Annotated in this window: 19 protein-coding genes and 1 pseudogene; 12 read left to right on the top strand and 8 right to left on the bottom strand. The window is 65.4% G+C overall.

Translation table 11 applies throughout. From position 1 onward, the window contains the following. The first annotated feature begins 50 nt into the window (after positions 1 to 50). The 4 genes and pseudogenes from PX653_RS11150 to PX653_RS11165 all read left to right on the top strand — a co-directional run bounded on the left by PX653_RS11150 (position 51) and on the right by PX653_RS11165 (position 6128). Positions 51 to 731, top strand: coding sequence for an ABC transporter ATP-binding protein (locus PX653_RS11150; RefSeq protein WP_277418558.1), 681 nt, complete (start codon positions 51 to 53; stop codon positions 729 to 731). A gap of 259 nt (positions 732 to 990) precedes the next feature. Further along, positions 991 to 1277 (top strand): annotated as a pseudogene (locus PX653_RS11155) (hypothetical protein). Between the two features lie 390 nt (positions 1278 to 1667). Continuing rightward, on the top strand, positions 1668 to 2885 hold the full coding sequence (locus PX653_RS11160; protein WP_277417945.1) for an efflux RND transporter periplasmic adaptor subunit: 1218 nt from the start codon (positions 1668 to 1670) through the stop codon (positions 2883 to 2885). Between the two features lie 3 nt (positions 2886 to 2888). Next, a complete protein-coding gene (locus tag PX653_RS11165) occupies positions 2889 to 6128 on the top strand; it encodes an efflux RND transporter permease subunit (RefSeq protein WP_277417946.1) in 3240 nt (1079 codons plus the stop codon). 54 nt (positions 6129 to 6182) lie between these two features. On the opposite strand, the gene PX653_RS11170 is transcribed toward PX653_RS11165, so the two are convergent. From PX653_RS11170 to PX653_RS11205, 8 genes are all read right to left on the bottom strand, one after another. Continuing rightward, on the bottom strand, positions 6183 to 6977 hold the full coding sequence (locus PX653_RS11170; RefSeq protein ID WP_277417947.1) for a GNAT family N-acetyltransferase: 795 nt from the start codon (positions 6975 to 6977) through the stop codon (positions 6183 to 6185). Between the two features lie 83 nt (positions 6978 to 7060). Further along, on the bottom strand, positions 7061 to 7780 hold the full coding sequence (locus PX653_RS11175) for a hypothetical protein (protein WP_277417948.1): 720 nt from the start codon (positions 7778 to 7780) through the stop codon (positions 7061 to 7063). A 111-nt stretch (positions 7781 to 7891) separates the two neighbouring features. Further along, positions 7892 to 8272, bottom strand: coding sequence for a response regulator (locus PX653_RS11180; RefSeq protein ID WP_277417949.1), 381 nt, complete (start codon positions 8270 to 8272; stop codon positions 7892 to 7894). Beyond that, positions 8269 to 11724, bottom strand: coding sequence for a hybrid sensor histidine kinase/response regulator (locus PX653_RS11185; protein ID WP_277417950.1), 3456 nt, complete (start codon positions 11722 to 11724; stop codon positions 8269 to 8271). Before PX653_RS11185 ends, PX653_RS11180 begins: the two co-directional genes overlap by 4 nt. Then, entirely contained in the window at positions 11724 to 12542 is an 819-nt protein-coding gene (locus PX653_RS11190) for a substrate-binding periplasmic protein (protein WP_277417951.1), read from the bottom strand. Before PX653_RS11190 ends, PX653_RS11185 begins: the two co-directional genes overlap by 1 nt. A gap of 140 nt (positions 12543 to 12682) precedes the next feature. Then, entirely contained in the window at positions 12683 to 14149 is a 1467-nt protein-coding gene (locus tag PX653_RS11195) for a Ppx/GppA phosphatase family protein (protein WP_277418559.1), read from the bottom strand. An 81-nt stretch (positions 14150 to 14230) separates the two neighbouring features. Further along, positions 14231 to 15457: a sensor domain-containing diguanylate cyclase gene (locus PX653_RS11200; protein ID WP_277417952.1), complete on the bottom strand. Its 1227-nt coding sequence runs from the start codon at positions 15455 to 15457 to the stop codon at positions 14231 to 14233. Between the two features lie 5 nt (positions 15458 to 15462). Next, complete coding sequence (locus PX653_RS11205; RefSeq protein WP_277417953.1) at positions 15463 to 15738, bottom strand: hypothetical protein; 276 nt, start codon at positions 15736 to 15738, stop codon at positions 15463 to 15465. Positions 15739 to 16126: 388 nt separating this feature from the next. Here PX653_RS11205 and PX653_RS11210 point away from each other — a divergent pair, with 388 nt between their 5' ends. From PX653_RS11210 to PX653_RS11245, 8 genes are all read left to right on the top strand, one after another. After that, entirely contained in the window at positions 16127 to 18838 is a 2712-nt protein-coding gene (locus PX653_RS11210; protein ID WP_277417954.1) for a type VI secretion system Vgr family protein, read from the top strand. A gap of 25 nt (positions 18839 to 18863) precedes the next feature. Continuing rightward, entirely contained in the window at positions 18864 to 20999 is a 2136-nt protein-coding gene (locus PX653_RS11215) for a T6SS effector phospholipase Tle3 domain-containing protein (protein WP_277417955.1), read from the top strand. Continuing rightward, complete coding sequence (locus tag PX653_RS11220; protein ID WP_277417956.1) at positions 20999 to 22486, top strand: virulence factor; 1488 nt, start codon at positions 20999 to 21001, stop codon at positions 22484 to 22486. The genes PX653_RS11215 and PX653_RS11220 overlap by 1 nt, the downstream gene beginning before the upstream one ends. Positions 22487 to 22517: 31 nt before the next feature. After that, positions 22518 to 22781, top strand: coding sequence for a PAAR domain-containing protein (locus PX653_RS11225; protein ID WP_277417957.1), 264 nt, complete (start codon positions 22518 to 22520; stop codon positions 22779 to 22781). 1 nt (position 22782) lies between these two features. Further along, positions 22783 to 24114, top strand: coding sequence for a hypothetical protein (locus PX653_RS11230; protein ID WP_277417958.1), 1332 nt, complete (start codon positions 22783 to 22785; stop codon positions 24112 to 24114). Positions 24115 to 24145: 31 nt separating this feature from the next. Continuing rightward, positions 24146 to 24409 (top strand): PAAR domain-containing protein, encoded by a 264-nt coding sequence (locus PX653_RS11235; RefSeq protein WP_277417959.1) that lies wholly within the window; start codon positions 24146 to 24148, stop codon positions 24407 to 24409. Position 24410: 1 nt separating this feature from the next. Further along, the gene (locus PX653_RS11240) at positions 24411 to 25739 is read left to right on the top strand and encodes a hypothetical protein (RefSeq protein ID WP_277417960.1); all 1329 of its coding nucleotides are present in this window, start codon (positions 24411 to 24413) and stop codon (positions 25737 to 25739) included. Between the two features lie 89 nt (positions 25740 to 25828). Further along, the gene (locus PX653_RS11245; protein WP_277417961.1) at positions 25829 to 26626 is read left to right on the top strand and encodes a class I SAM-dependent methyltransferase; all 798 of its coding nucleotides are present in this window, start codon (positions 25829 to 25831) and stop codon (positions 26624 to 26626) included. The last annotated feature ends 9 nt before the right edge of the window (positions 26627 to 26635 follow it).

The raw sequence follows: 26635 nt of genomic DNA on the forward strand, positions 1-26635 counted from the left end.
CACTGACCCGGTTTTCATCCATGCCGTCTTCCCACCCCGACAAGGCCCCCATGCTGGAACTGCGCCGGCTGACCAAATCCTATGCCAGCGGCCATCCGGTGCTGAGCGAACTGTCCTACACCTTCCATGCGGGCGAATTCGTCGCGATCATGGGCGACTCGGGCGTGGGCAAGTCCACCCTGCTGAACCTGATCGCGGGACTCGACCATCCCGACCCCGGCGGCGCCGCGCCGATCCTGGTGGACGGCGTGGCGATGGCCGCGCTGGACGACGATGCCGCTACCCGGCTGCGGCGCGAGCGGATGGGCTTCATCTTCCAGGCCTTCCACGTACTGCCGCACCTGACGCTGCTGCAGAACGTGGCGCTGCCGCTGCTGCTGAACGGCCTGCCGCAGGACCGCGCCGCCGCGATGCTGGCTGCCGTCGGGCTGGGCGGACGGGAGCACGACTATCCCCATCAGTTGTCCGGCGGCGAAATGCAGCGCGTGGCCATTGCCCGTGCGCTGGTACACCGCCCCGCCCTGGTGCTGGCGGACGAGCCCACCGGCAATCTCGATCCGGACACCGCGCGCGCGGTGCTGGAACTGCTGCGGGCGGAGATCCGGTCCAGCGGTGCGTGCACCATCATGGTGACGCACTCCCAGGCGGCGGCCGCGATGGCGGACCGCACGCTCATCCTTACGCGCGCCGGATTAGGCGAAGCGCAACAGTTTGCCCGGCACGGCCAATAATCGCCGGCATTTTCTCCAGTATCGCGCGCTTTTTTTTTCAGCCGTAGTATGATTTTCCTCACTTGCCTGGTTATTAATAACGACATATTCCAACAGCCAGCAGGCGCCTGAAAGGGAACCTTGAAAACCGCCGCCAGCGCCGCAACTGCGGTGGGCAATGCCGGGCCGCCATGAAGCTCGCGCAGGCCTGCCCGGGTGCCGCTTGCAGCGTTATCGGGGTTCGCTGATTAGCACGCGTTTTCATATCAGGGAGGAGCAAATGAGCGTGAGGCAAAAAAAGCTGGAATTAATCGAAGCGATGAATCGTGCCCGAGCGATGGAGCCGTCGAGCTTTGTACCCAACAAGCTGCTCGATACGCTGATCGAGCGGATGAATCTCAAAAACGACGCCGAGCTGTGTCGGGTGCTGGAAGTGCAGCCCCCATCATCAGCAAGATCCGGCACCGCAAGCTGGCCGTGGGGGCGACCATCCTGTTGCGCATGCACGAGAAATCGGACATGAGTATCCGCGAGCTGAAGGAGCTGTCGACTGCGTCCGTGCACTGAACCGTGCAATGCCCGGCGCCGGCATCGCAGCCCCGGCGCCCGTTGTTCTCCTCCCTGCCTCGCCCCTTCCCTTTCTCCTTCCCTTTCTCCTTCCCTTTCTCCTTTCCGCTCCCCGTCCTGGTCACTGCTTGCCTCGCTGATGGGCAGCACCGCATGCACGCATCGCAAGGGTCTGTCCCTGCAAAGGGACAGACCCTGAAGTTCGGCAAGATCCGTGCAAACGCTGCGTGACTTCAGGGTCAGTCCCCTGCGGGGACAGACCCTCGGCGACGCATCCCGGCTCACACCAAGGGTTCGCCCGCCTATCCCCATTGGGAGAGGTGCGCGCCGCAACGCATGCTTACACTGGCCGACACCGGGCGCGTGCCCGCCGTCGCCATTGGGGAAACCATGACCGCTCCGTCGAACCGCCCGCCGGCGGTATTCCCGTCCACCCTGCCGGGCCGCGCGCTCGTGCCACTCGTGCCACTCCTGCTTGCGCTGTCGCTGGCCGGCTGCGACAAAGCGGCCAGCAAGGAAGGTGGCGCCGTGCCGCCACAGGCAGCGCCCGTGTCGGCCGCGATCGTCGTCCAGCGCGACATCGTCGAGACCCAGGAATTCTCCGGCCGCCTGGAAGCGGTGGAACGGGTGGAGATTCGCCCACGCGTATCCGGCTACATCACGGCCGTGCATTTCACGCCCGGGGCGCTGGTGCGCAAGGGCCAGCCGCTGTTCACCATCGATCCGCGCCCCTACCAGGCGGAGCTGGAAAAGGCGCAGGCGGATGCCAATTCCGCCAGCGCCCGCGCCGCCCTGGCCAAGGTCGAACTGGAACGCGCCGAGCGGCTGCTGGCCGACCGTGCCATCGCCCGCCGCGAATTCGACGAGCGCTCGTCCGCCGTCAAGGACCTGGACGCTGCGGCCCGCGCCTCCCGCGCCGCCGTGGAATCGGCCCGCCTGAACGTCAACTACACGAAGATCACGGCGCCCATCGACGGCCGCGTCAGCAAGGCCGAAATCACCCTGGGTAACCTGGTGGACGGCAACGCCATCCTGACCTCCGTCGTGTCGACCGACAGCATCTACGCCAGCTTCGACGGCGACGAGGACAGCTACCTGCGCGTGCGCAACCAGGTCCGCGCCGGCAAGGACGTGGCCGTGCGCATCGGCCTGGCCAACGAGACCGGCTTCCCGCACGCGGGCAAGCTGGAATTCGTCGACAACCGGCTCGACCCCGCCACCGGCAGCGTGCGCATGCGCGCCGTGCTGCCGAACCGCGACCACATGCTGGTGCCGGGCCTGTTCGCCCGGGTGCAACTGGCCGGCGGCGGCACGCGCCAGACCGCCGTCCCCACACTGCTGATCCACGACCGGGCAGTCGGCACGGACCAGGACCGCAAGTTCGTCTTCGTGCTGGGCCAGGACAACAAGGCCGAATACCGGCCGGTGGCGCTGGGCCCGACCGTGGACGGCCTGCGCGTGGTGCGCAGCGGCCTGAAGCCGGGCGAGAAGATCGTCGTCAGCGGCCTGCAGCGGGTACGCCCGGGGGCCCCGCTGGCGCCCCAGGTGGTGGCGATGGACGCCGATCCGGCCGCGCCCGCGGCCACACCCGCCGCGCAGAAGGGCTGACCGATGAACTTTCCCCGCTTCTTCGTCGACAAGCCGATCTTCGCGGCGGTGCTGTCGATCATGATCTTCGTCGCGGGCCTGATCGCCATCATGCGCCTGCCGATCTCCGAATATCCGGAAGTGGTGCCGCCGTCGGTTGTCGTGCGCGCGCAGTACCCCGGCGCCAACCCGAAGGTGATCGCCGAGACGGTAGCGGCACCGCTGGAGGAACAGATCAACGGCGTGGAGAACATGCTGTACATGGACTCCAAGGCCACGTCGGACGGCACCCTGGCGCTGACCGTGACGTTCAAGATCGGCACCAATCCGGAACAGGCCGAGACGCAGGTGCAGAACCGCGTGCAGCGCGCCCTGCCCCGGCTGCCCGAGGAAGTGCGCCAGATCGGGGTGACGACGGCCAAGAGCTCGCCCAACCTGACGATGGTGGCCCACCTGTCCTCGCCCAAGGGCCGCTATGACGACGTCTACCTGCGCAACTACGCGGTGCTGAACGTCAAGGACCAGCTGTCGCGCATTCCCGGCATGGGCGAAGTGATCCTGTTCGGCGCGGGCGACTACGCCATGCGCGTGTGGATCGACCCGCAGAAGCTGGCGGCCCGCTCGATGACGGCGGGCGACGTCGTCGGCGCCATCCGCGAGCAGAACGTGCAGGTGGCCGCCGGCGTGGTCGGCGCCTCGCCCACGAAAGGCTCGGAATTCCAGCTGACCGTCAACACGACGGGCCGGCTGAAGACCGTCGAGGACTTCGGCAACGTCATCGTGCGCACCAATGCGGATGGCGCCGTGACCTTGCTGCGCGACGTGGCGCGGGTGGAGCTGGGCTCGAACTCATACGCCCTGCGCTCGCTGTTGAACAACAAGTCGGCGGCCGCCATCGGCATCTTCGAGGCGCCCGGCGCGAATGCCCTGCAACTGTCGCAGGACGTGCGCGACACGCTGGCCGCATTGTCGAAGGATTTTCCCGAGGACGTGGAATTCTCCATCGTCTACGATCCCACGCAGTTCGTGCGCGAATCGATCCGCGCCGTCATCCACACGCTGCTGGAAGCGGTGGCGCTGGTCGTCGTCGTGGTCATCGTGTTCCTGCAGACGTGGCGCGCCTCCATCATCCCGCTGCTGGCGGTGCCCGTCTCCATCGTCGGCACGTTCGCCGTGATGCTGGCGTTCGGCTTTTCCATCAACACGCTGTCGCTGTTCGGGCTCGTGCTGGCGATCGGCATCGTGGTGGACGACGCCATCGTCGTGGTGGAGAACGTCGAACGCAATATCGCGGCCGGCCTGACGCCGCACGACGCGACGATCCAGGCGATGAAGGAGGTCTCTGGGCCCATCGTCGCCATCGCGCTGGTGCTGTGCGCCGTGTTCGTGCCGATCGCCTTCGTGTCGGGCCTGACGGGCCAGTTCTACCGCCAGTTCGCGCTGACCATCGCCATCTCCACCGTCATCTCGGCCCTGTGCTCGCTGACCCTGGCGCCGGCGCTGTCGGCCGCGCTGCTGCGCAGCCACGACGCGCCCAAGGATGCGCTGACGCGCGCGATGGACCGTGTATTCGGTCCGTTCTTCGGCTGGTTCAACCGCTTCTTCGGCCGCGCCTCGGGGGCCTACGGGCGCGGCGTGCAGCGCGTGATGGTGCGCAAGAGCTTCGGCGTCGGCGTCTATTTGGTGCTGACGGTGGCCGCCGTGTTCGTGTTCCGGGCCGTCCCTTCGGGCTTCGTGCCGGGCCAGGACAAGCAGTACCTGGTGGGCTTTGCCCAGCTGCCCGATGCCGCATCGCTGGACCGCACCGATGCCGTCGTGCGGCGCATGTCCGACATCGCCAAGGGCGTGCCAGGCGTGATGGATTCGATCGCCTTTCCCGGCCTTTCGATCAACGGCTTCACCAACGCGCCCAACGCAGGCATCGTCTTCATCGGCCTGAAGCCCTTCGACGAACGCCGTTCGGCCGACCTGTCCGGCGGCGCCATTGCGGCGGAAGTGAACAAGCGCCTGGGCGCCATCCAGGACGCGTTCATCATGGTGTTCCCGCCGCCGCCCGTGAACGGGCTGGGCACCATCGGCGGCTTCAAGATGATGGTGGAGGACCGCGGCAACCTGGGGTACGACGAGTTGTACAAGGCCACCCAGGCCCTGCAGATGAAGGCGTGGCAGAACCCGCAGCTGGCCGGGGTGTTCTCCAGCTACCAGATCAACGTGCCGCAGCTGTTCGCCGACGTCGACCGCACCCGCGCCAAGCAGCTGGGCGTGCCGCTGGCCACCGTCTACCAGACCCTGCAGATCAACCTGGGCTCGCTCTACGTCAACGACTTCAACCAGTTCGGCCGGACCTACCAGGTGGTCGTGCAGGCCGACGCGCCGTTCCGCTCCCAGCGCGAGCAGATCGCGCAGCTGAAGGTGCGCAACGACAAGGGCGAGATGATCCCGCTGTCGTCGCTGATGCGCATTTCGGATACGTACGGGCCCGACATGGTCAACCGCTACAACGCCTACCTGGCCGCCGACCTCAGCGGCGGCGCCGCGCCGGGCGTGTCGTCCGGCCAGGCGCAGGCGGCGATGTCGCAGCTGGCGCGCGAGACGCTGCCGAAGGGGATCACGTTCGAGTGGACCGAACTCACCTACCAGGAAATCCTGGCCGGGAACACGATGGTCTATGTGTTCCCGCTGTGCGTGCTGCTGGTGTTCCTCGTGCTGGCCGCGCAGTACGAGAGCTGGACCCTGCCGCTGGCCGTGATCCTGATCGTGCCGATGTCGATCCTGTGCGCCCTGTTGGGCGTGAAGCTGACCGGCGGCGACAACAACGTGTTCACGCAGATCGCGCTGTTCGTGCTGGTGGGGCTGGCGTCGAAGAACGCGATCCTGATCGTGGAGTTCGCACGCGAGCTGGAGGACCATGGCCGCACCGTCGTGCAGGCCGCGCTGGAGGCGTGCCGGCTGCGGCTGCGCCCCATCCTGATGACGTCGATCGCGTTCATCATGGGCGTCCTGCCGCTGGTGTTCTCCAGCGGTGCGGGCGCGGAGATGCGCCACGCGATGGGCGTGGCGGTGTTCGCGGGCATGCTGGGCGTAACGTTCTTCGGCCTGTTCCTGACGCCGCTGTTCTACGTGCTGCTGCGCACCGTGGCGCTGCGGCTGACGCACAGCAAGCCGCACAAGCGGCACCATGCCGATACGGGGCTGGGCGGGCATGGCGATCCGGCCGGCACCGGCACGGTCGTTGCGCGGCTGGGGCGGGATGAGGGGCGCTGACGGCGTGCCGGTTCCGGCAAACCTCAGGGTCAGTCCCCGCAAGGGAAACAGACCCTAGGCTGCAATCGGCATTGGCGTCACGCCATAGTGGCGCGCGTAGCGGGCATCCAGGTTCGCCAGCGGCAGCAGCACGAACAGGTCAGCGCTGTCGAAGTCGGGGTCCCAGGCCGGATCGCCGCAGATCCACGCGCCCGAGCGCAGGTAGCCCTTCAGCAGCGGCGGCACGGCAGCCGTCGGCGCCGGGGCCAACTGGTCCCAGGGAAATGGCAGGTGCGGCGTGACGCGGTAGTCGGCCGGCGCCAGGTGCGTGGCGCGCAGGCGCTCGTAGACGGCGACGGCGTTGTGGCCACCGTCGGCCAGGCTGATGCTGGCACAGCCGGCGAAATAATCGCAGCCCTGCCGGCGCACGTAATCGAGCAGGCCGGACCACAGCAGCATCAGCACGCTGCCGCCCCGGTAGTCCGGATGGATGCAGGCACGCCCGGCTTCCACCATGCGGCGGCGCAGGCGGTTCAGGCGGCCCAGGTCGAATTCATTTTCCGCGTAGACGCGGCCCAGGCGGCGCGCGCCGGTGGGACTCAGCAGGCGGTAGGTGCCGACCACTTCCAGCGTGTCCGCATCGCGCACGACGAGATGGTCGCAGTAGTCGTCGAACTCGTCGCGGTCCAGGCCGTCCGCACGCATCAGCGCCGTCAGCCCCAGGTCCTCGACGAACAGCCGGTAGCGCAGGCGCTGCACGGCGCGCAGCTCCTGCGGGGTAGCGGCCATGCCGAGGATCAGGCGGGGTGCCACGGCGGCGGCCCTGGTTGGGGCAGTCACCGGGGCGGCCAGGACAGGGTTCACTTGCATGCTTCGTCTCCCGAGTTGGACGAAGCACAGCGTACCGGGCCTTTACTTCAGGGCGATGACAGGGCCATGTCGGCTCGGTGACATCAATCCTTCTTCGGCCGGCCCGTCTTCAACTGCGGCAGGGAGGCCAGCACGCTTTGCAGGGTGGCCATGTCGATCTGGCTGATCAGCGCGACGCCGATGCGCAGCAGCTCGCTCTTGCGGATCTCGAAGCCGGCCTTCAGGCAGTTCTTCTTCACCTGGCCCAGCACGGCGTATTCCGCTTCCGGCATCGTGAAGCTGTCGCGCACCAGGCGTTCCTTGCGCGGCTTTTCCTTGGCCGCCTCGGCGGCGGCCGTGGCGCGGGCCGGCTTGGCCGCCTTCGGTGCGGCGGCCTTGGCCGCGGGCTTGGCGGCCGCTTTCGGCGCTTTCGCTGCGGCCTTCGCGGCCGGCTTGGCGGCCGCCTTCCTGGCGGCCGGCGCCTTGGCCTTGGCCGTCGCGGCAGGTGCCGCTTCCTCCACCTTGGCTTCGGCCTTGGCCTTGGCCGCGGTCTTCTTCACGGTCTTCGGGGCGGCGGCCTCGGCTGCGGGTGTCGCCTTTGGCTTGGCAGCGGCCTTGGCCTTGCCTGCCTTCGGCGTGGCCGGAGCCGCCGGCGCGGCGGCTTCCGGCGCTGCTGCCGGTGCGGTCTTGCGAGCGGGCGCCTTGCGCGGCGCCTTGGCTGCCGGCGCGGCCGGTGCCGCGCCTTCGGCGGCAGGCGTGATGTCGTTGCCGGTGGCGTCGATTGCCGCCGCGGCGGCCGGTTTGACGGATTTGAGGGCGTTCATACTGACTCCGCAAAAAATTGAATAATATAAACAATATATACTATTTCTGGCCGTGAGGCACCAGTCCTTACATTTTTTACGCTGCGGCACGGCGTGCCGCGGCGGCGCCGGTCAGGGCGGCACGCCGAAACAACGGGCCAGCATCGCGTGCAGCCGGTCCGGGTCGACGGGCTTGGCAAGGTGCCCGCTGCCGCCCGCCGCGAGCGCGCGCGCGGCATCTTCCGCCGTGTCGCGCGCGGTGAGGAAAACCACCGGCAGGGCCGCCGTGGCCGGCGCGGCACGGATGCGCCGGCACACCTCGTAGCCGTCCAGCCCGGGCATCATCACGTCCAGCAGCACGAGATCGACCGGCGCCGCACGCAGCACGCGCAGCGCCGCCTCGCCGCTGACGGCCACTTTCGTATCGAAAGCCTCCTTCAGCAGCGCGCACAGCACCATGATGCTGTCAGGGGTGTCGTCGACCACCAGGATGCTCCGGCGGCGTGCGCTCATGGTGCGGCTCCCGGCAGGTCCGCGCCGTCCGCCGCAGCCTCGGCCAGCATGCCGCTGGCCAGCAGCCGGTGCGCCTGCTCGAAATCATAGCGGCCGATCTGCGTCGCCAGCGCTTCCAGCAAGGCCGGTGCCAGCACGGTGGCCAGCGCCGGCCGCATGCTGTCGAAGTAGTCGACGCTGTCGGCGGAGAATCCCGCCAGCAGGTCCGCCAGGTGCGCGAGCGCCTCGGCCGGCCGGACCTCGGCCGTGCGGACGCCCTCGGCGGGACCGTCGGTGGCCTCGTCCCAGCGCCCGGCCGCGAAGCGGGCGTCGACCGCCGTGACGGCCATGTCCAGCGCCACCTTGAGCTCGTTGAGCAGCACCGGCGGCACGCTGGCGCCGTCGGCCAGCGCCGCCTCGACTTCACGCGCGGCCGCCTCGACCGCGTTGGCACCCACGTTGCCGGCCACGCCGCGCAGCGTGTGCACGCGCTGGCGCGCTTCCTCGCGCCGTCCGGCTCCGAGTGCCGCAAGGACCGTTTCGGCCGCATCGCGTTGCGAATGACAGAACCGCTCCAGCAGTTGCAGGTACAGCACCTGGTTGCCGGCCACGTGGCGCAGGCCGCGCGCCGTGTCGATGCCGGCCAGTTCCGGCAGGCCCGCATTGCCGCGCGGACGCGGTTGCGCCGGCGGCGCCGGCAGCATGGGCCGGCCCAGCCAGCGCGCCAGCGTCGCATACAGCCGGTCCGGGTCGATCGGCTTGGTCAGGTAGTCCTGCATGCCCTCGGCCAGGCAGCGCTCGCGCACGTCCGCCAGCGCGTGGGCCGTCATGGCGATCACCGGAGTACGGTCGAAGCGCGTATCGCGGCGCAGCGCCAGCGTCGTCTCGTGGCCGTCCAGCATCGGCATTTCCAGGTCCACCAGCACCAGGTCATAATGGTCGGGCCCCGCCAGCGCCAGCCGGTCCAGCGCCTCGCGGCCGTTGCCGGCGACATCGACACCGATGCCGCGCACCTGCATCAGCTCCGCCGCCACCTGCTGGTTGACGGGGTTGTCCTCCACCAGCAGCACGCGCGCCGTCACGGCCGGCAGCGCGGCTGGCGCGGCGCTGCCGGCGCCGTGGGCCGGCGTGAACAGCGTCACCAGCGTCTGCAGCAGCGCCGCATGCGTGATCGGCTTGAACAGGAAGCCGGCAAAACCGTTGGCCTCGGCTTCGCGCAACGTCTCGTCGCGGCCGAATGCCGTGACCAGCACCATGGCGGGCCGTCGTGCCAGCGTGGCGGCACCGATGCGGCGCGCCAGCGCGATGCCGTCGACATCGGGCATCAGCCAGTCCGTCAGCACCAGCGCGTAGGGGTCGCCCGCCGCGTCCGCCGCCAGCACGGCGTCAAGCGCCGCGCTGCCACCGGTGACGCGGTCGGCCCGCAGCGGCAACCCGCGCATGGCCTGGCACAGCGCGTCCAGCGCCAGCGGATGGTCGTCCACCAGCAGCACCCTGGCGTCCGTGAGCGCCGCCGGCAGCACCGGCGCGGGCGCCGCGCCGGCCACCCGCAGCGCCAGGTCGAAGCTGAACACGGAACCGCGGCCCTCGGCACTGTCGACGACGATCGTGCTGCCCATCAGGCGCACCAGCTGCTGGGAGATCGACAGGCCCAGCCCGGTGCCGCCGAACTGGCGCGTGGTCGAGCCCAGCGCCTGGCCGAAGGCCCGGAACAGCTTGGCCTTCTGCTCGGCCGCCATGCCGATGCCCGTGTCGCGCACGGCAAAGCGCAGCGCGACATGGCCGGGCGCCGCGCCCTCCAGCTGGCGGCACGACAGTTCCAGCTCGCCCGCCTGCGTGAACTTGACGCCGTTGTTGATCAGGTTGATCAGCACCTGGCCGAGGCGCAGCGGGTCGCCGCACAGGTGGCGCGGGATCGCCGGCGGCACGTCGAACAGGAATTCCAGGCCCTTGTCGGCCGCCTGCTGGCTCGTCACGCTGGCCACGTGGGACAGCACGTCGTCCAGGAAGAACGGCACCTCCTCCACTTCCAGCCGGCCCGCCTCGATCTTGGAGAAGTCGAGGATGTCGTTGATGATGCCCAGCAGGCCCAGCGCGGCGCGGTGGATCTTGCTGACGTAGTCTTGCTGCTTGGGCGACAGGTCGGTGCGCAGCGCCAGGTAGGCCATGCCGATGATCGCGCTCATCGGCGTGCGGATCTCGTGGCTCATATTGGCCAGGAACTCGGATTTGGCCAGGTTGGCCGCTTCCGCCTTGACGTTGGCCGCCACCAGCTTCTGCTCGCGCTCGCGGCGGTCGCTGATGTCGCGCACGAAGCCGCAGAATTCGAAGTTGTCGGTGCCGTCCAGCGCGATACGGGTGATCGACAGCTCGATGGGGAACTCGCTGCCGTCGCTGCGCAGCGCCTCCACTTCGATGCGGCGGTCCAGCACCTCGCCGCGGCCTTCGCCGGCCAGGTAGTTGCGCATGCCGCGGCGGTGGTCCTCGCGGTAGCGCGGCGGGATGATCAGCGCGTCCAGCTGCTGGCCCAGCGCTTCCTCGCGGCTCCAGCCGAAGATCAGTTCGGCCTGCCGGTTCCAGCCGGCGATGCGGCCGGTGCGGTCCATCGTGATGACGGCATCGAGCGCCGTGTCGATGATGGCCTGCACCTTACGCTCGCTGTCGCGCGCCATCTGCATGGTCTGCTTCAGGTCGTGCGTGCGCACGTCGATCTTCTGTTCCAGGTCGCCGTTCAGTTCGCGCAGCTCGCTTTCGGCATCGCGCAGCCGGGTCAGCGTATCGCGGAAGCTGCGCACGGCGCCCGACAGCCGGCCCACCTGGTCGGCGCGGCCGATGCCGGACAGCTGGATGTCGGTCTTGCCCTGCGTGAGCTTTTCCAGCGACTTCTGGATGTCGGCGAACGGGCGCGCCACCTTGCGCGCCACCAGGAAGATCGAGGTGACGATGGTCAGCGCCAGCAGCAGGTTGACGACCAGCGCCTGGGTCAGCTGGCGGCGCAGGTCGCGCTCCACTTCCAGGCGCGAGTAGGCGATGTCGAGCGCGCCCACCAGGTAGTTGCGGGTGCCGTCCTGGAAGCGGATGTCGCGGTGCACGGCAATCGCCGTGCGCGGATCGATCTTCGGTGCCGAGAAGCCGGCCAGCTCCTGCCCACCCGGCGCCGACACGCGCAGCATCAGCACCTCCGGCGTGCCGCGCATGGCATCGACGACGCTGGTGACGGCGGCGCCGTTGATGTCGAACAGGGGTCGCGCCAAGGCCTGCGACAGCACGGTGGCCAGCCGCTCCGAGCGTTCCTGCAGGCGCAGGTCGGCCTGGGAACGCAGCGTGTACAGCGCATAGGTCGTGTAGGCCGCCGTGGACAGCAGCACCGCCAGGAAAATGGAGACGCCCAGACGCAGCACGATGTCGCGCTGCCAGGTGTCGCGCAGGCGGCCCACGGGCGTCTGGGCCAGCCAGGTCAGGAACGTCTGCATCAGTGGCGCGCACCCTTGCTGCCGGTACGCTCCAGTTTCTTGTAGGCGGGACTGTTGCGCACCTGTTCCATGCTGGACCAGATGCGTTGCGCCAGTTCCGGCCGCCGCGCCACCAGCTGGTGCGACAGCATCAGGAAGTATGGTTTCTCCACCAGCGGCACGGGCAGCGCCTCGATCTGCGCGCCGTACGGTCCTGCCAGCAAGGTGCGGGCATCGCTGCCGCCCACGGCGGCGCCGGCCAGCCGGCCCGCCAGCAGCTTGCGCACCAGCTCCTCCGATTTCTGGCTGCCCTCGTCCACCGTCACGTTCAGGCTGCGCAGCTGGTCCGTGATGGAATAGCCCAGCTGGGCGCCGATGGCGCCGTCCACGTTGCGCAGCGCCTTGCCGTCCCAGTCCAGCGTGCCGCCCTTGCGGCGCAACAGGATGTAGCGGTCGATGTGCATGCGCTTGGCGGTGTCGGGCGTGGCCCCGCCGGGATAGGCGCCCAGTTCCAGCCGGTCGGGCTTGAAGCTGACGGCGAACACGCCGTCCACGGCATTGGCCTTCAGTTGCGCCAGGCAGCGCTTGAACGGCATGCTCTGGAAATTGAAGACGATGCCTTCGCGTTCGCCCACCATGCGCAGCAGGTCGAAGTTCAGGCCCTCGCCCGCTTCCGTGCGCCAGGGCCGCACGTCGGCGCGTTCGTAGCACAGCGTGACGGTGGGCTCGGCGGCGGCCACGGGCGCGGCCGCGCACCACGCCGCGGCCAGGGCCAGGCCCAGGCCGGCCAGCCGCGCCGCCATCGTCGTCATCTTCCAGTTGTCGCCCCGTACCGCCATCACGCCTCCACGAACGCCCCGCCGCCGTGCCGGCCCGGCGGGGGCCGTACGACAAACGGTGAAAGCTATAGTGTAAGCAAAATTACAAGGCAGGGGTGCATTCTTATCGACAATATTTTTTGCCCGTATCGATATACCACTCAGGCATAGCGCAATCCCAGGTCCACGCCAACCTCGTCCCAGTGTTCCTGTTCCTTTTCGATCCAGTACGACAAGGTGGGGTGGTCCGTCACCCATTCGCGGCGCAGCTCCAGTTCGATGCGGTTCTTCATGCGCAGCTTGGGCGCGGCCAGCGCCACGTCGATGCGGGCGTGCATGAAGACGATGGCGAGACGCAGCGCCACCACGGCGCGGGCGAAGTCGGGATCGGACAGGAACTCGCCCACCTTGCGCAGGTTGCCCTTCTGCGCCAGCGCCAGCCGGCTCATCGTGCGCTGCTCGCGCGTGGTGAAGCCCGGCAGGTCGGCGTTCTCGATGATGTAGGCCGTATGCTTGTGGTGGCCCGTCTGCGACACCGCCATGCCCAGTTCATGCAGCAGCGCGCTCCAGTACAGCAGGCGCGGCGTGGCATCCGACGCGGGCTTGAGCTGGTCCAGCAGCGCCGCCGCGTCGTCCGCCACCCGGGTGGCGCGCGCCACGTCGACCGCGAACTTGCGCTGGAACGCCGCCACGGATTCCTCGCGCCGGTCGTGCCGCATCGAGCGCTGGTACAGGTCCCACATGACGCCCATGCGCAGGCCCGCCTCGATGGGTTCGATCTGCTCGATGCCCAGTTCGCGCATCACGCCGATCAGGATCGCCAGCCCGCCGATGATGGTGCTGGCGCGGTCCGGCCGCAGCCCAGGCAAATCCATGCGGCTGACGTGGCCGCAGGCGATGAAGCGCTCCTTCAGCAGGTCCAGGCTGGCCGGGGTCACGCCCCGCTCGGGACAGGTGCGATCCAGGCCGTTCTTGTCGATGATGTCGGCGATCGCCCTGATCGTGCCGGACGAGCCATAGGCCCGCTTCCAGAACTGCGGGTGGTAAGGCGGCGCGCCATCCTCGAAGATGCTGCGCGCCGACAGGATGGCCGCCTCGAACGACGGCGCATCGACGCGGCCGCCGATGAAGAACGACAGGCTCTGGCGTACGCTGCCCACGCTGAACGATTCGACCCGCTCGATGTCGAGGCCGCGCCCCAGGATCAGTTCCGTCGAGCCGCCGCCGATGTCGACGACGAGGCGGCGCTCGGCCGGCTGCGCCAGCGCGTTGGCGACGCCCATGTAGATCAGCCGCCCTTCCTCCTCGCCGGAGATGATCTCGATGGGATAGCCGATGGCCTGCTCGGCCTGCGGCAGGAAGGTGGCGATGTTCCTCGCCTGGCGCATCGTCGACGTGGCGACGACGCGCACCGCCTCCAGGTCCCAGGTCGCCAGGGTGGCGCGGAAGCTCTTCAGGCAGTTCAGCGCGCGCTGCATGGCCTCAGGCGTCAGGTTGCCGTCGTTGTCCAGCCCCGCGGCCAGGCGGATGGGCTCGCGCACGCTCTTCTGCACGCGGATCTGCTCGCCGTCGTGCTTGCCTATGGAAAATCGAAAGCTGTTCGAGCCCAGGTCGACCGCTGCATACATGGAGGAATCCATTTATATCGTTTATATTGAAAATCCTACCACATTAGGGCCCGTTCGTGACGGGATGATGACATCGCCCCGTCAGTCGCGCGCCACGCCGGCCGCCAGCGCGGGCACCGGTTCGTCATCGGGCCCGGCGGCGGGCGGCTCGGCCGCCACCACCTGGTTGCGACCGCGCAGCTTGGCCGCCTGCAGCGCCTCGTCGGCGCGCTTGAACAGGCTGACCGTGCTGTCCTCGGCGCGGATCGTCGTCACGCCCATGCTGGTGGTCAGGTTGATGACGGCGCGCTCGGCCTTGACGGGCAGCGCGGCCACGGCCGCGCGGATGCGCTCGGCTACCAGCGCCGCTTCGGCCAGGCCGGTACGGGGCAGCAGCAGCGCGAACTCGGCACCGCCCAGGCGGCCGATCATGTCGGCTTCGCGCAGCTGGCGGCGTACCGCGTCCACGATGGTCTTCAGCACGACGTCGCCCACCGCGTGGCCGTAGTGGTCGTTGACGCGCTTGAAGCCATCCAGATTGACGATGACGAGCGCCGTCGGCTGGCCGGGCCGGCGCGCCAGGGCGAGCCACGGCGCCAGGCCCTGGTAGAAGCCGCGCCGGTTCGGCACGTCCGTCAGCGCGTCCACCGTTTCCAGCCGCTCCAGTTCCGCCTGCAGCGCGTTGCGGCCCAGCAGCAGGCCGCCCGCGCCATTGAACACCAGGCCACCCAGCAGCAAAAACAGCACCGCCGGCAGCAATTGTGCCGGCGCGACGGGCAGCCAGGCCGGCTGCAGGGCGGCAAGCACCGCTAGCGCGAGGGGCGCCAGCGCCAGCAGCGCATTGATTGCGGCCAGCACGCGGCGCAGCAACGGCGCGCCGACCCAGCCGCGCGCCAGCGCCGCGCTGCCCGCCAGGCCGAAGCCGGCCGCCATCGCAGCCAGCAGCACGGCGACCCACGGGCCGGCCGCGGCGGCCGCGGCCGGGCTGCGGCCGAACGCGACGTGCACGGCGATGTAGGCGCCGATGGCCAGCGCGAACGCGCGCACCAGCTTGACGCGTGCGCCGGGGCGGCCGACGGTTTCCCACCAGCCGGCCGCGTCCATGGCCGCGCCACCGATCAGCAACATGAACGCGACGGGACCGCCGACGGTCGTCGGCACGAAGGCGTGCAACGCGAGGATCAGCCAGCCCATGCCCTGGCACAGGCGGGCGATCGTGAAGGCCGACAGCAGCGAAGGCCGGCGCCGCCCGGTGCCGTGGCACAGCAGCGCGAGGTACAGCGCGAGGTTACCGAGTGCCAGCGTGGCGATCAGCGTCTGGCCGTCCATATAGATCAGATCTCGTGCTCGACGTTGTCGCTGCCGTCGCCGATCTTGCTGCGCCACGCCTGCAGGAAAAAGCCCTTCTCCTGCTCGCTGGGAGCGTCGTGCCAGAACACGATCAGCGTGCCCTTGTGGTCATGCAGCTGGGCGATCTTCTCGATGAACGGCTGCACGCCGGCCGCGTCGGCCAGCGCCGACACGTAGCCATACACGCGGTTCAGCCGCTCCAGGCGGTCCGGCTCCGTCAGGCTGTTGGTGGCGGTTATGGTCGGGTGGTCCAGAAACATGAATGATCTCCATCGGGCGGCAGGGCTTTGCCGTTGTGCCACGTTGTTGGGCCAATTTACCGGCAAATCGGGCAGGTGACAAATCGGGATTCGAAGCGGGCCGCGGTGGCATGCTCCGGCGAGCCCGAGAGCTTAGCAGAACATCCAGCCCCAGAACAAGCGAGCGGGCTTGCGAGCGGACCGTTGCGGGGCCCCGCGCCCCACCTGGCACGCCGCCGGATCCCATCGGCAGTTCCAGGCACGCGTACCCACGCACGATCTTAACTTGCAAAATGCTATTCAATAAAATGTTGCATTTAACTGAGCAGGAACAATAACTCGACAGTTAACTTCGATATACTTCTGGGTTTCCCAAAATAAATCGCCGGCCATCGGCGCGCCAGAACGCATGACCACCATCCCACCCAAGCTGGCCGCCGCCGCGCTGACCGAAGACAATCGCCCCATCCGCCTGCGGCTGTTCGATGGCGCGCAGGTGCTGGACGACGTCCTGCTCGTCAAATACGTCAGCGGTACCGAGTCGATCTGCGGCGGCATCGAGTACCGCGTCTCCTGCGTCTCGGCGCAGGCGGGCATGCAGTTGAAGCGCTTTGTCGCCAACCCGGTCGAGCTGCAATTCGTCACCGACCGCGGCCAGCTGCGTTCGGTCTGCGGCGTGGTGGCCGCGGTCACGGAAGGCGGCAGCGACGGCGGCCTGGCGACCTACCAGTTGCTGGTGCGCGACGCGCTGTCGCTGCTGGACAAGACCGTCAATACCCGGGTGTTCCGCAATGCGGACGAGGTGCACATCACCAATGTGCTGTTGCGGGAATGGCGGGAGAACAATCCGGTGGCGGCGCGCGCCTTCGATTTCGAGCTCGGGCATTTGAATGCCTATCCTGCGCGCGAATTCACGCTGCAAAGCAACGAATCGACGGGCGCCTTCCTGCGCCGGCTGTGGAAACGCCGCGGCATTGCCTGGTTCATCCGGCCCGGCAGCCCGACCGAACGGGGAACCGACGATGTCCCCGTCCACACACTGGTGTTGTTCGACGATGCCATGACGCTGCCACAGAATCGCGCCGGCAGCGTACGCTATCACCGCGACGACGCCACCGAAACACGCGACACGATCACGGGCTGGCACGCGGTGCGGCAACTGACGGCGGGCGCCGTCACGCGCCGCAGCTGGGATTACGCGCGCGTGGCCGCCATGGAAAGCCAGGACCTGGGCAACCACGACCAGGGCATGCTGGGCAACCAGTTCGCCGGCAGCCTGGACGATTACCTGGTGGACGTCCCCCATGCGGGCGACAGCACCGGCGACTACCGCAGCCTCGGCACCGCACGCATGCAGCGCCACGAGTACGAGTCGAAGTACTTCCAGGGCGAAGGCAGCGTGCGCGACATGTGCGTGGGCCAGTGGAACGCCATCGAGGGCCATCCAGAACTGGACACGCATGCGCCGGAGCAGCGCGAGTTCGTCATCACGGAACTGCGCGTGCAGGCGGAGAACAACCTGCCGAAAACGCTCGACGAGCGGGCGCAGCGCCTGTTCGCGCTGAACCGCTGGTACGTGGCCGACGCCAACCTGGGCCAGGCCAGCGCCGAGCGCGGCGTGCGCTACACGAATCACTTCACGTGCGTGCGCCGCGGCGTGCCCATCGTGCCGGCGTTCGACCCGCGCACGGACGTGCCGCGGGCCGAACCGCAAAGCGTGTTCGTCGTTGGCCCCGCGGGCGAGGACATCCATTGCGACGAACTGGGCCGCGTGAAAGTGCGCTTCCCCGGCTGCCGCGACAAGGATCACGCGCACGCGCAAGGCGCTGGCGCTTCGGACAGCGAGCGCGACTCCGCCTGGGTGCGCGTGGCCAGCGGCTGGGCCAGCGCGCAGTACGGCGCCATCACCCTGCCCCGCATCGGCGACGAGGTGATCTGCGTCTTCCTGGGCGGCGATCCGGACAAGCCGCTGATCGTCGGCCGCGTGCACGATGCCACCAAGACGCCGCCGTCGTTCAGCGACGTCAGCCGCCTGCCGGGCGACCGCTACCTGTCCGGCATCAAGAGCCACGAAGGCAAGGGCCAGCGCTACAACCAGCTGCGCCTGGACGACACGCCTGGCCAGATCAGCGCCCAGCTGGAAAGCGCGCACGGCCACGCCCAGCTCAACCTGGGCTTCCTGACGCACCCGCGCAGCAACGGCGCCGCCACGCCGCGCGGCGCCGGCTTCGAGCTGACGACCAACGACAGCGGCGCCCTGCGCACCGCCAAGTCCCTGCTGATCTCGGCATGGAAGCGCCTGGACGCCTGCGGCAATCAGTTGAGCAGCGAAGAACACATCGGCCTGATGCAGGACTGCCTTGACCTGTTCAAGTCGCTGGGCCAGTACGCGGCCGAACACCAGGGCCTGGCGCTGGACCCGGCCGGGCAGGCCGAACTGAAGGAGGATGTGGCAGCCGCCGCAACCAGCGGCAAGCCAACCGTCAGCGTGACGGCGCCGGAAGGCATCGCCGTGACGACGCCGAAGACGCTGGTCAGCTACGCCGGCGTCAATGTCGACACCGTCGCGCAGCAGCACATGCAACTGACCAGCGGCCAGCGCTTCAATCTGAACGCGGGCAAGGGCATCTCGCTGTTCTCGCACATGGACGGCATCGCCCAGATCGCCCACCACGGCAAGTTCCTGATGCAGAGCCAGCACGACGACATGCAGATCGACTCCGCCAAGGACGTCAAGGCAACGGCGGGCAAGCGCTTCATTGTCATGGCCGAAGAGGAAGTGACGCTGATCGTGGGCGGCGGCGCCTACCTGAAGCTCAAGGGCGGCAACGTCGAGCTGGGCGGGCCGGGGTCGCTGACCGTCAAGACGGATGGCCACCACTGGAACGGCCCGGCCAGCGCCAGCACGGAGATGCCCAAATTCGAGGCCGGCGACTTCAGCCGCACTCCAAGGCTGCTGCGGCCGACGGACGGCAAGCCGGTCGAGGGGATGAAGCTGCACGTCGAGCGCGAGGGGGATAGCCCACTTAGCGGTCAAAGCAACGCGGCCGGCGAAGGAGAAAAGATCACCGGCGATACGCTGCAGCGGCTGAAGGCGTTCTTCTATACGCCGCGTTCTTGATGAAGACTCGGAATTTTTACAAACTATGACTACCGCATCATTCGATAATCCCGCATTCGACCCCGCCAACATGATGCTTGGCGTAACCCCCGGCGTTTCGCTAATCACTGAAAAGCATCTGGACGTATTGATGCAACTGCCGCTGCCCGGCATCGTGATCTTCGTCCACGGCGTCAATTCGGACGGCGAGTGGTACAAGCAGGCTGAGGAAGGCCTGTGTAAGGGCTTGAACGAGCGGCTGAAGCGCTGCAGCGAGCACATGGTACATCCAACTCCGGAAGGCGGGCAGTTGCGGCCGGCGACGTACCAGCCGGAGTTGACACCCGAGGGCTATATTAATCCAAAGATTGATTCGGACACTTTCGTTTCGGATGAAGGCAGCTTTTCGCCAGTCATTCACTTCCGCTGGGGGTACAAAGCGGGAAGTAAAGAACTTCAGGAATATGGTGACTGTATTTATCTCAACGAGCAAAATTACTGGGGTGGCGGTCCATTCGCCAACGGCTGCACCTCACTTCCGGATTTGTGGGGAAGTGGCGTGGACGACACCTTATTCCTCTGGCTCCATGTGCAGCACATCAACCCGACTCCAGATCGTCTGGTCTTCTCATGCCCGCCGCGCGCTTATTACGTGTTAGCGGCCTTACGATTGGCGAAATTGATCGAATCGATCCGAAAGCTCCAAGCCGATACACCGATCACGATCGTTTGTCATAGCCAGGGCAATATGGTGGCGATGGCGGCGGCTTTCTTAGGGGATAAGATGAATTCTGCGGCCAATCCTAGCGGCTGCGTAGCAGATACCTACGTTCTCTGCAATCCACCTTACAGCCTCCTAACCAAAAATTCCATGCAAGGGTGGGCAGAACTGGGCATGAAAGACCCTGAAGGAAATGGTGGTCGGCAGACAGCCGAAGCACGATTCAAAACACTCGCTAACTTTTTTGATATCATTCGCAAGCGTCAAGGCACGAGTCAGAGTGCACAACAGATTGATAAGTTCATCAAGAACGAGTTACATAACTTCGACGCCCAATCGGACAAAAATCTTTACGGCTATGGCCCGGCGAAGTCGACAACTGGTCGCGTTACCCTGTATTTCAACCCACATGATCAGGTAATCTCATCCAGTACCATTCAGGGCATGGGGTGGCGCGGCCTTAGCAAGGATGAAATTGATACCACCAACGGGAAGGGAGTGTTTTGTCAGCGCGTGTTCGCGCAAGGCTTCGATGTCGGTGTATGCAAGAACTACAACTTTTGGGACGATCGCCACAACGCATCGAACAATCGTAAGGACTTCTGGGTGCCAAGGTCGCCGCCAGCTCGCTACTCGCTATCGAAAGGTCTCGCTGCAAATAGGCGACTACTCGGCAAGGTCATGACTGTCGTGACGGCACCAATCGCGATCCTCGGCCTAAAGGCTTTTGGCCCACCCATCAATGCATCTCCACCGGACACTTGGATTACGCCTATAGAGGCGCCTCCTTTGCCAAAATCATTCCTCCCAAAATCGGTAAGGTTCGGCAAGGCCAGTAGCAATTTCGATGAGGGTTACGACCCTCCTGGGCAATCACGCGACAAATTCCGTCAATATAGTGCAGATGATCCATATGCCAGAATCAACCACGTCAGCAAGCCTGTTCCAGGCGAAGCAGGTGACGATGCGCCGCAAGGCGATAGTGGCACCGAAGCATCGCTGCGCTATGAACACCATGCACTGTTGCGCATGCAGGCCCGCCGCGAAGGGCGTTCCAGTAAAAGTGACAATGGGACGGAAGAAGACAGCCTTTCGACGGCAAGTGCCGACTATATCTCCTGGCGAACGGAAAAGATCAAAGATACGCTAGCAGAGTGCATCGATACGCACGCAACGGATCACTCGACTATCATGACAAACCCGGAACATGCTCGGCAAGCGCTGGCATATGACGTTGCCGTAGGGGTATGCCATATTTCGCGTGAGCAAATTCGGCAGTTGCGAGTAGCGGCAGACTGGCGTTATGCAAATGCTCTTAACGACGATAGTCCACATATCGCGTTTGCGACATATTTCGACACGGGTTTGCTGCAGGATGAGGTGCTAAACGATTGGGCAAACAGAACCGGGCACGAAGGTTCGATGCCCGGCACGATGGTAAACATACGGAAGTTCTGGTAATGCACAAATATATTCGATCAGCATCCAAAACAAGGCTTAGCCGCGCCACAAGCGCTTTAATCTTCTTTTTCACAGCTATAGCTATTTCGGTGCTTGTGTTTTGGAACACTTCTCCCTCACCGAACGATCTAATGACGGATGAACAAATTATGACGCGTTTCCTCTTTTTCCCCGCAGTTATCGCATTCGGTGCCTATTTCGCAACCGGACTAATATCACAAACCAGCGCCAGTCCAGCCACACTAGCAGCTCCGCCATCGAAACCTCAAGCTGCCCCCTTCAAAGCTCAGATTGTAGGATTGCAATGGCTCAACCCTTTGCAACGACGAGACTACTCAACCGAGTGGCAGCTTCTTTGGACCTTAGGAGTGGCGCGACCGAACATCGATGATGATATGGTGAAGGCAGAGCCAGCAATATTCTCCAAATTGCAGGCAATTAGTAATATTGCGAGCAGCAATAAGGGTACCGAAACGTTCCGTGGGTATCATAAAAAGTATATTAATGAGTTACTGGTGCGGTTCCACGATATTTATTTCCAAAGCCCGACCTACTTCTACAACGCGCATTCCCTAAAGGATAGGACAACTTGGCGAGAATTAGCCGGCATTCATGTAGAATATGCAATACCTTATGGGCGACTGGATGCGTCCGAGGCAGCGGAGCATGTTAAAAATCATATCCGCCGCATATTCCAAATTGGCAATCCGAACACACCCGAAGCATGGAGCCGCTCAACGCCGCCGGATGTTCGAGTTATTGCAGGGGGCCCTAATGCTGGCTTTACCTCCCTGGATGGCGGCCTGCGCTACCTCGAAGCCCATCCGGACGAAACCGTGTGGGTCATGAACTGGGATGCTCCTAGTTATCCGCCCAAGGATAAGCAAATCAATGAAAATATCGTCCTACTCGTGCTTGCGGGCCCGAGTTACAAAACCGAGCGTGCCCCGCTTGCCTGGATCGGCTACCCGGCAACTCGCAAGACTGCCGACTTCGAAGCTGTCAAGGGCAAGCCTTCCCGTGTGGTCCAGGCATGGAAAGCGGCAATCGAAGCTGCAGCAACCAACGCCGGCAAGCAGGATACCGACATCGGCTACGTAATCCACGACGCCAACAACAAGCACGCCGAGTCGCCGAATAGGATCGCCAGCCTGGCGCAAACGCTGACAACCGAACTGGTCGAATTCGACTTCGCCAAGCAGACCTTCAACACCCCCGCCTTGCTGGGCGAAATGGGTGCCGGCACGGCGCTGACCAACGTGGCCCTTGGCATCGCTTACGCCAACCACATCGGCAAAAACGTCCTGGTCGCCGGGACCACCGATGCGGCCCAGCCCACGGCTGTGGTGGTCGTACCGCCGGAAAAGGTGCGGCCGTTCAATCCGGACGGCCCTTGGTTCCGCGCCCGCGGCGGCAATGCCGCGTTCCTGCCATGGTGGGGGCTGCGTCACGATGCCGAGCCGGGGCCGCAGGGCTACTCGCGCTGAACCAACTGAACCAGACCAAGGGAGCACGACCATGCGTGGCGTCATTCGCCTGAACGATCCGACCAGCCACGGCGGCAAAGTCATCAGCGCGGCACCGAACAGCACCGTGATGGGCATCGCCGTCGCGCGCAAGGGCGACAAGTGCGTCTGCCCGCTGCCGGGCCACAGCGTGTGCATCATTGCCGACGGCGATCCGAAGGTGCTGATCGACGGCATGCCGGTGGCGTTCGATGGCCACCGCACGAGCTGCGGCGCCACCTTGATCACGACCGTGCCTGACAGCGGACGGGGTTGACATGAAACTTGCGTTGGCTCTGCCGTTACTTGCGGCGCTCAGTACCTTGCTGGTGGCTTGTGGCCAGATGCAGCGGGTGAAATCCAAAACGCAGTTCTCTGAACAAATCACGCGTCCGGAGCCGTTCCGGGCTCAGGTGGTCGGATTGCAATGGCTTAACCCACTACAGCGCCGAGACTACTCTACAGAATGGCAATTACTTTGGACCTTGGGTCTAGCTCGGCCAAACCCAGGTGACGACAAGGTCCGTGAAAAACCTGAAAAATTCAGCACCGTACAGGCGATAGGTATTATTGCCAACGGCAACGATGGCAAAGAGTCTTTTGATGGATATCACGAGAAATATCTCGGTCAACTTATGACCCGTTTCCATGACCCCTATTTCGCAAGCCCGCTCTATTTCTACAACGCTCACTCACTGAAAGATAAGAGAACTTGGCGTGAGCTTGCTGGCATCCACGTGGAATATGCACTTCCTGCGGGGAAACTGGACCCGATGAACGCTGCGAACACTACAAGAGCTGTGATTAATGACACATTCCAAATCGGCTTCGAACACACGCCGGAGGCATGGACCCGTAACACTCCACCTGACGTAAAGGTTACGCTCGGTGGAGCGAATGCAGGTTTCACTTCGCTGTCCGCTGGATTAAATTATTTGCAGTCTCACCCCAACGAGACCGTGTGGGTGATGAACTGGGATGCCCCAAGTTATCCGCCCAAAGATGAACAAATCAACGAAAACATGGTGCTGCTGATCCTGGCCGGCCCGAATTACAAGACCGAGCGCGCACCATTAGCCTGGATCGGCTACCCGGCAACTCGCAAGACTGCCGACTTCGAAGCTGCCAAGGGCAAGCCTCCCCGTGCGGTCCAGGCATGGAAAGCGGCAATCGAGGCGGCGGCCGTCAACGCCGGCAAGCAGGACACCGACATCGGGTACGTGATCCACGACGCCAACAACAAGCATGCCGATTCGCCCGACCGGATCGCCAGCCTGGCGCAAACGCTGACAACCGAACTGGTCGAATTCGACTTCGCCAAGCAGACCTTCAACACCCCTGCCCTGCTGGGTGAAATGGGTGCCGGCACGGCGCTGACCAATGTTGCCCTTGGCATCGCTTACGCCAACCACATCGGCAAGAACGTCCTGGTCGCCGGGACCACCGATGCGGCCCAGCCCACGGCTGTGGTGGTCGTACCGCCGGAAAAGGTGCGGCCGTTCAATCCGGACGGCCCATGGTTCCGCGCCCGCGGCGGCAATGCGGCATTCCTGCCTTGGTGGGGCCTGCGCCACGATGCCGAGCCGGGGCCGCAGGGCTACTCGCGCTGAACCAACTGAACCAGACCAAGGGAGCACAACCATGCGTGGCGTCATTCGCCTGAACGATCCGACCAGCCATGGCGGCAAGGTCATCAGCGCGGCATCGAACAGCACCGTGATGGGCATCGCCGTCGCGCGCAAGGGCGACAAGTGCGTCTGCCCGCTGCCCGGCCACAGCGTGTGCATCATTGCCGAGGGCGATCCCAAGGTGCTGATCGGCGGCGTGCCGGTGGCATTCGACGGTCACCGCACGAGCTGCGGCGCGACCTTGATCACGACCGTGCCCGGCAGCGGACGGGGTTGACATGAAGCTTGCGTTGGCTCTGCCGTTACTTGCGGCTCTGGGTGTCCTGGTGGCGGCTTGCGCCCCATCACGAAGATCGGATCCCCAAGCAAATGTCTCTGAACAAATGAAGAGTGATGAACCCTTCCGGGCCCAAGTCGTTGGACTGCAATGGCTGAACCCACTCCAGCGGCGCGACTATCCAACGGAGTGGCAGCTCCTCTGGACGCTCGGGCTCGCCGGGCCGAATTCAAATGACGATATGGTCAAATTAAAACCGGAGCGTTTTGGAAGTCTGCAAGCTATCGGAGTCATCGCTACCGGCAATGATGGCAGTGAGACCTTCGCCGGCTATCATAAAAAATATGTTACCCAACTTTTTCACAAATTCCGGGATATTTACTTCAAAAGCCCCACGTATTTTTATAATGCACATTCAAAAGATCGCTCTACGTGGCGGGAGTTAGCGGGCATAAGAGTCGAGTACGCTATTCCGGCAGGTCGTCTCGATGCCACTGCCGCAACGACATACTTGCAGGAATCGATGATCGATATGTTTGATATCGGCAACGTTAACTTTCCTGATTCTTGGAGCCGCAATACGCCGCCGGATGTTCGTGTGACGCCTGGCGGACCCAATGCAGGCTTCAAATCGCTGGCTGCCGGGCTTAAATACCTGCAAACTCATCCTGCGGAGACTGTCTGGGTCATGAACTGGGATGCTCCTAGCTACCCACCCAAAGACAAGCAGATCAATGAGAATATGGTCTTGCTCGTGCTTGCAGGCCCAAATTACAAGACTGGGCGTACCCCGCTGGCCTGGATCGGGTACCCGGCGACGCGCAAGACCCCTGACTTCAAAGCGGCCAAGGGAAAGCCTTCCCACACCGTGCAGGCCTGGAAGGCAGCAATCGAAGCGGCGGCAACGAACGCCGGCAAGCAAGCCACCGAAATCGGCTACGTAATCCACGACGCCAACAAAAAGCACGCCGACTCGCCGGACCGGATCGCCAGCTTGGCGCAAACGCTGACGACCGAACTGGTCGAATTCGACCTCGCCAAGCAAACCTTCAACACCCCCGCCCTGCTGGGCGAAATGGGTGCCGGCACGGCGCTGACCAACGTCGCCCTGGGCATCGCCTACGCCAACCACATCGGCAAGAACGTGCTGGTCGCCGGCACCACCGATCCCGAACAGCCAACCGCCGTGATAGTCGTCCCGCCGGAGAAAGTGCGGCCGTTCAATCCGGATGGCCCATGGTTCCGCGCCCGCGGCGGCAATGCAGCCTTCCTGCCATGGTGGGGCCTGCGCCACGACGCCGAGCCGGGCCCGCAAGGCTACTCGCGTTAGGGCCCGTGCATTGGGCAGGCGGCAGCGCGAAACCCGCCGCCGGGTTACGTTATGATGTAGCACAGGCCCCGCATCGTCCCGACACCCTCATGCCCACCGCGACCGACCACCGCCCCCTCCTGCACCGCCGCAAGGGCCGTCTGACCCTGGAATTCGCGCCGGGCGAGGTGCAGAGCGAGATGGACCTGCGCGATCCACACCGGCTGGTGCTGGCCTATGCCCGTGCGATGATGTGCTTCGTGCTGTTCCAGCCGCGGCCGGCCCATATCGTCATGGTGGGCCTGGGCGGCGGTTCGCTGGCCAAGTTTTGCCACCGCTACCTGCCGCACAGCCGCATCACCGTGCTGGAATTGCGCGCCGACGTGATCGCCCTGCGCGACAGCTTTGCCGTGCCGCCCGACAGCGAACGCTTTCGCATCGTTCACGTCGACGCGGCCTTGCACATGCCGGAACTGGCCGGCAGCGTCGACGTGCTGCTGCTGGACGGCTTCGATGCCGGCGGCCTGCCGCCGGCACTGGCAAGCGCCCGCTTCTATGCCGACTGCCGCCGCGCCCTGCGGCCGGACGGCCTGCTGGTCACCAATATCTTCAGCTACGATCCCCATTTCGCCACGATGGTGCGGCGCCTGCACCAGGCGTTCGACGGCCACGTCGCCCAACTGCGCGGCATCGCCGGCAACAACCGCATCGTCTTTGCCCACCGCCGCGCACCCGGCACGCGGACCCGGGCCGCCGCCCTGATGCGGCGCGTCGCCGCCTGGGGCAGCCCCTGGCCCGGCCTGGGCTTCGGGCCTTTCAACCGCTTGCTGGCGCACCATGTCGTGGCTGGCCTGCGACAGGACGCCGCACAACGTCATGATGACGCACAGCAGCGCAATGGTGCGTAACGACAACAT

Source organism: Pseudoduganella chitinolytica (genome assembly GCF_029028125.1).
In the GTDB taxonomy this organism is placed as follows: domain Bacteria; phylum Pseudomonadota; class Gammaproteobacteria; order Burkholderiales; family Burkholderiaceae_D; genus Rugamonas; species Rugamonas chitinolytica.

What these genes read in the sequence shown, in the direction of transcription:
- PX653_RS11150 (WP_277418558.1), top strand. Translation starts at nt 51, where the DNA reads ATGCTGGAACTGCGCCGGCTGACCAAATCCTATGCCAGCGGCCATCCG.
- PX653_RS11160 (WP_277417945.1), top strand. Translation starts at nt 1,668, where the DNA reads ATGACCGCTCCGTCGAACCGCCCGCCGGCGGTATTCCCGTCCACCCTG.
- PX653_RS11165 (WP_277417946.1), top strand. Translation starts at nt 2,889, where the DNA reads ATGAACTTTCCCCGCTTCTTCGTCGACAAGCCGATCTTCGCGGCGGTG.
- PX653_RS11170 (WP_277417947.1), bottom strand. Translation starts at nt 6,977, where the DNA reads ATGCAAGTGAACCCTGTCCTGGCCGCCCCGGTGACTGCCCCAACCAGG.
- PX653_RS11175 (WP_277417948.1), bottom strand. Translation starts at nt 7,780, where the DNA reads ATGAACGCCCTCAAATCCGTCAAACCGGCCGCCGCGGCGGCAATCGAC.
- PX653_RS11180 (WP_277417949.1), bottom strand. Translation starts at nt 8,272, where the DNA reads ATGAGCGCACGCCGCCGGAGCATCCTGGTGGTCGACGACACCCCTGAC.
- PX653_RS11185 (WP_277417950.1), bottom strand. Translation starts at nt 11,724, where the DNA reads ATGCAGACGTTCCTGACCTGGCTGGCCCAGACGCCCGTGGGCCGCCTG.
- PX653_RS11190 (WP_277417951.1), bottom strand. Translation starts at nt 12,542, where the DNA reads ATGGCGGTACGGGGCGACAACTGGAAGATGACGACGATGGCGGCGCGG.
- PX653_RS11195 (WP_277418559.1), bottom strand. Translation starts at nt 14,149, where the DNA reads ATGTATGCAGCGGTCGACCTGGGCTCGAACAGCTTTCGATTTTCCATA.
- PX653_RS11200 (WP_277417952.1), bottom strand. Translation starts at nt 15,457, where the DNA reads ATGGACGGCCAGACGCTGATCGCCACGCTGGCACTCGGTAACCTCGCG.
- PX653_RS11205 (WP_277417953.1), bottom strand. Translation starts at nt 15,738, where the DNA reads ATGTTTCTGGACCACCCGACCATAACCGCCACCAACAGCCTGACGGAG.
- PX653_RS11210 (WP_277417954.1), top strand. Translation starts at nt 16,127, where the DNA reads ATGACCACCATCCCACCCAAGCTGGCCGCCGCCGCGCTGACCGAAGAC.
- PX653_RS11215 (WP_277417955.1), top strand. Translation starts at nt 18,864, where the DNA reads ATGACTACCGCATCATTCGATAATCCCGCATTCGACCCCGCCAACATG.
- PX653_RS11220 (WP_277417956.1), top strand. Translation starts at nt 20,999, where the DNA reads ATGCACAAATATATTCGATCAGCATCCAAAACAAGGCTTAGCCGCGCC.
- PX653_RS11225 (WP_277417957.1), top strand. Translation starts at nt 22,518, where the DNA reads ATGCGTGGCGTCATTCGCCTGAACGATCCGACCAGCCACGGCGGCAAA.
- PX653_RS11230 (WP_277417958.1), top strand. Translation starts at nt 22,783, where the DNA reads ATGAAACTTGCGTTGGCTCTGCCGTTACTTGCGGCGCTCAGTACCTTG.
- PX653_RS11235 (WP_277417959.1), top strand. Translation starts at nt 24,146, where the DNA reads ATGCGTGGCGTCATTCGCCTGAACGATCCGACCAGCCATGGCGGCAAG.
- PX653_RS11240 (WP_277417960.1), top strand. Translation starts at nt 24,411, where the DNA reads ATGAAGCTTGCGTTGGCTCTGCCGTTACTTGCGGCTCTGGGTGTCCTG.
- PX653_RS11245 (WP_277417961.1), top strand. Translation starts at nt 25,829, where the DNA reads ATGCCCACCGCGACCGACCACCGCCCCCTCCTGCACCGCCGCAAGGGC.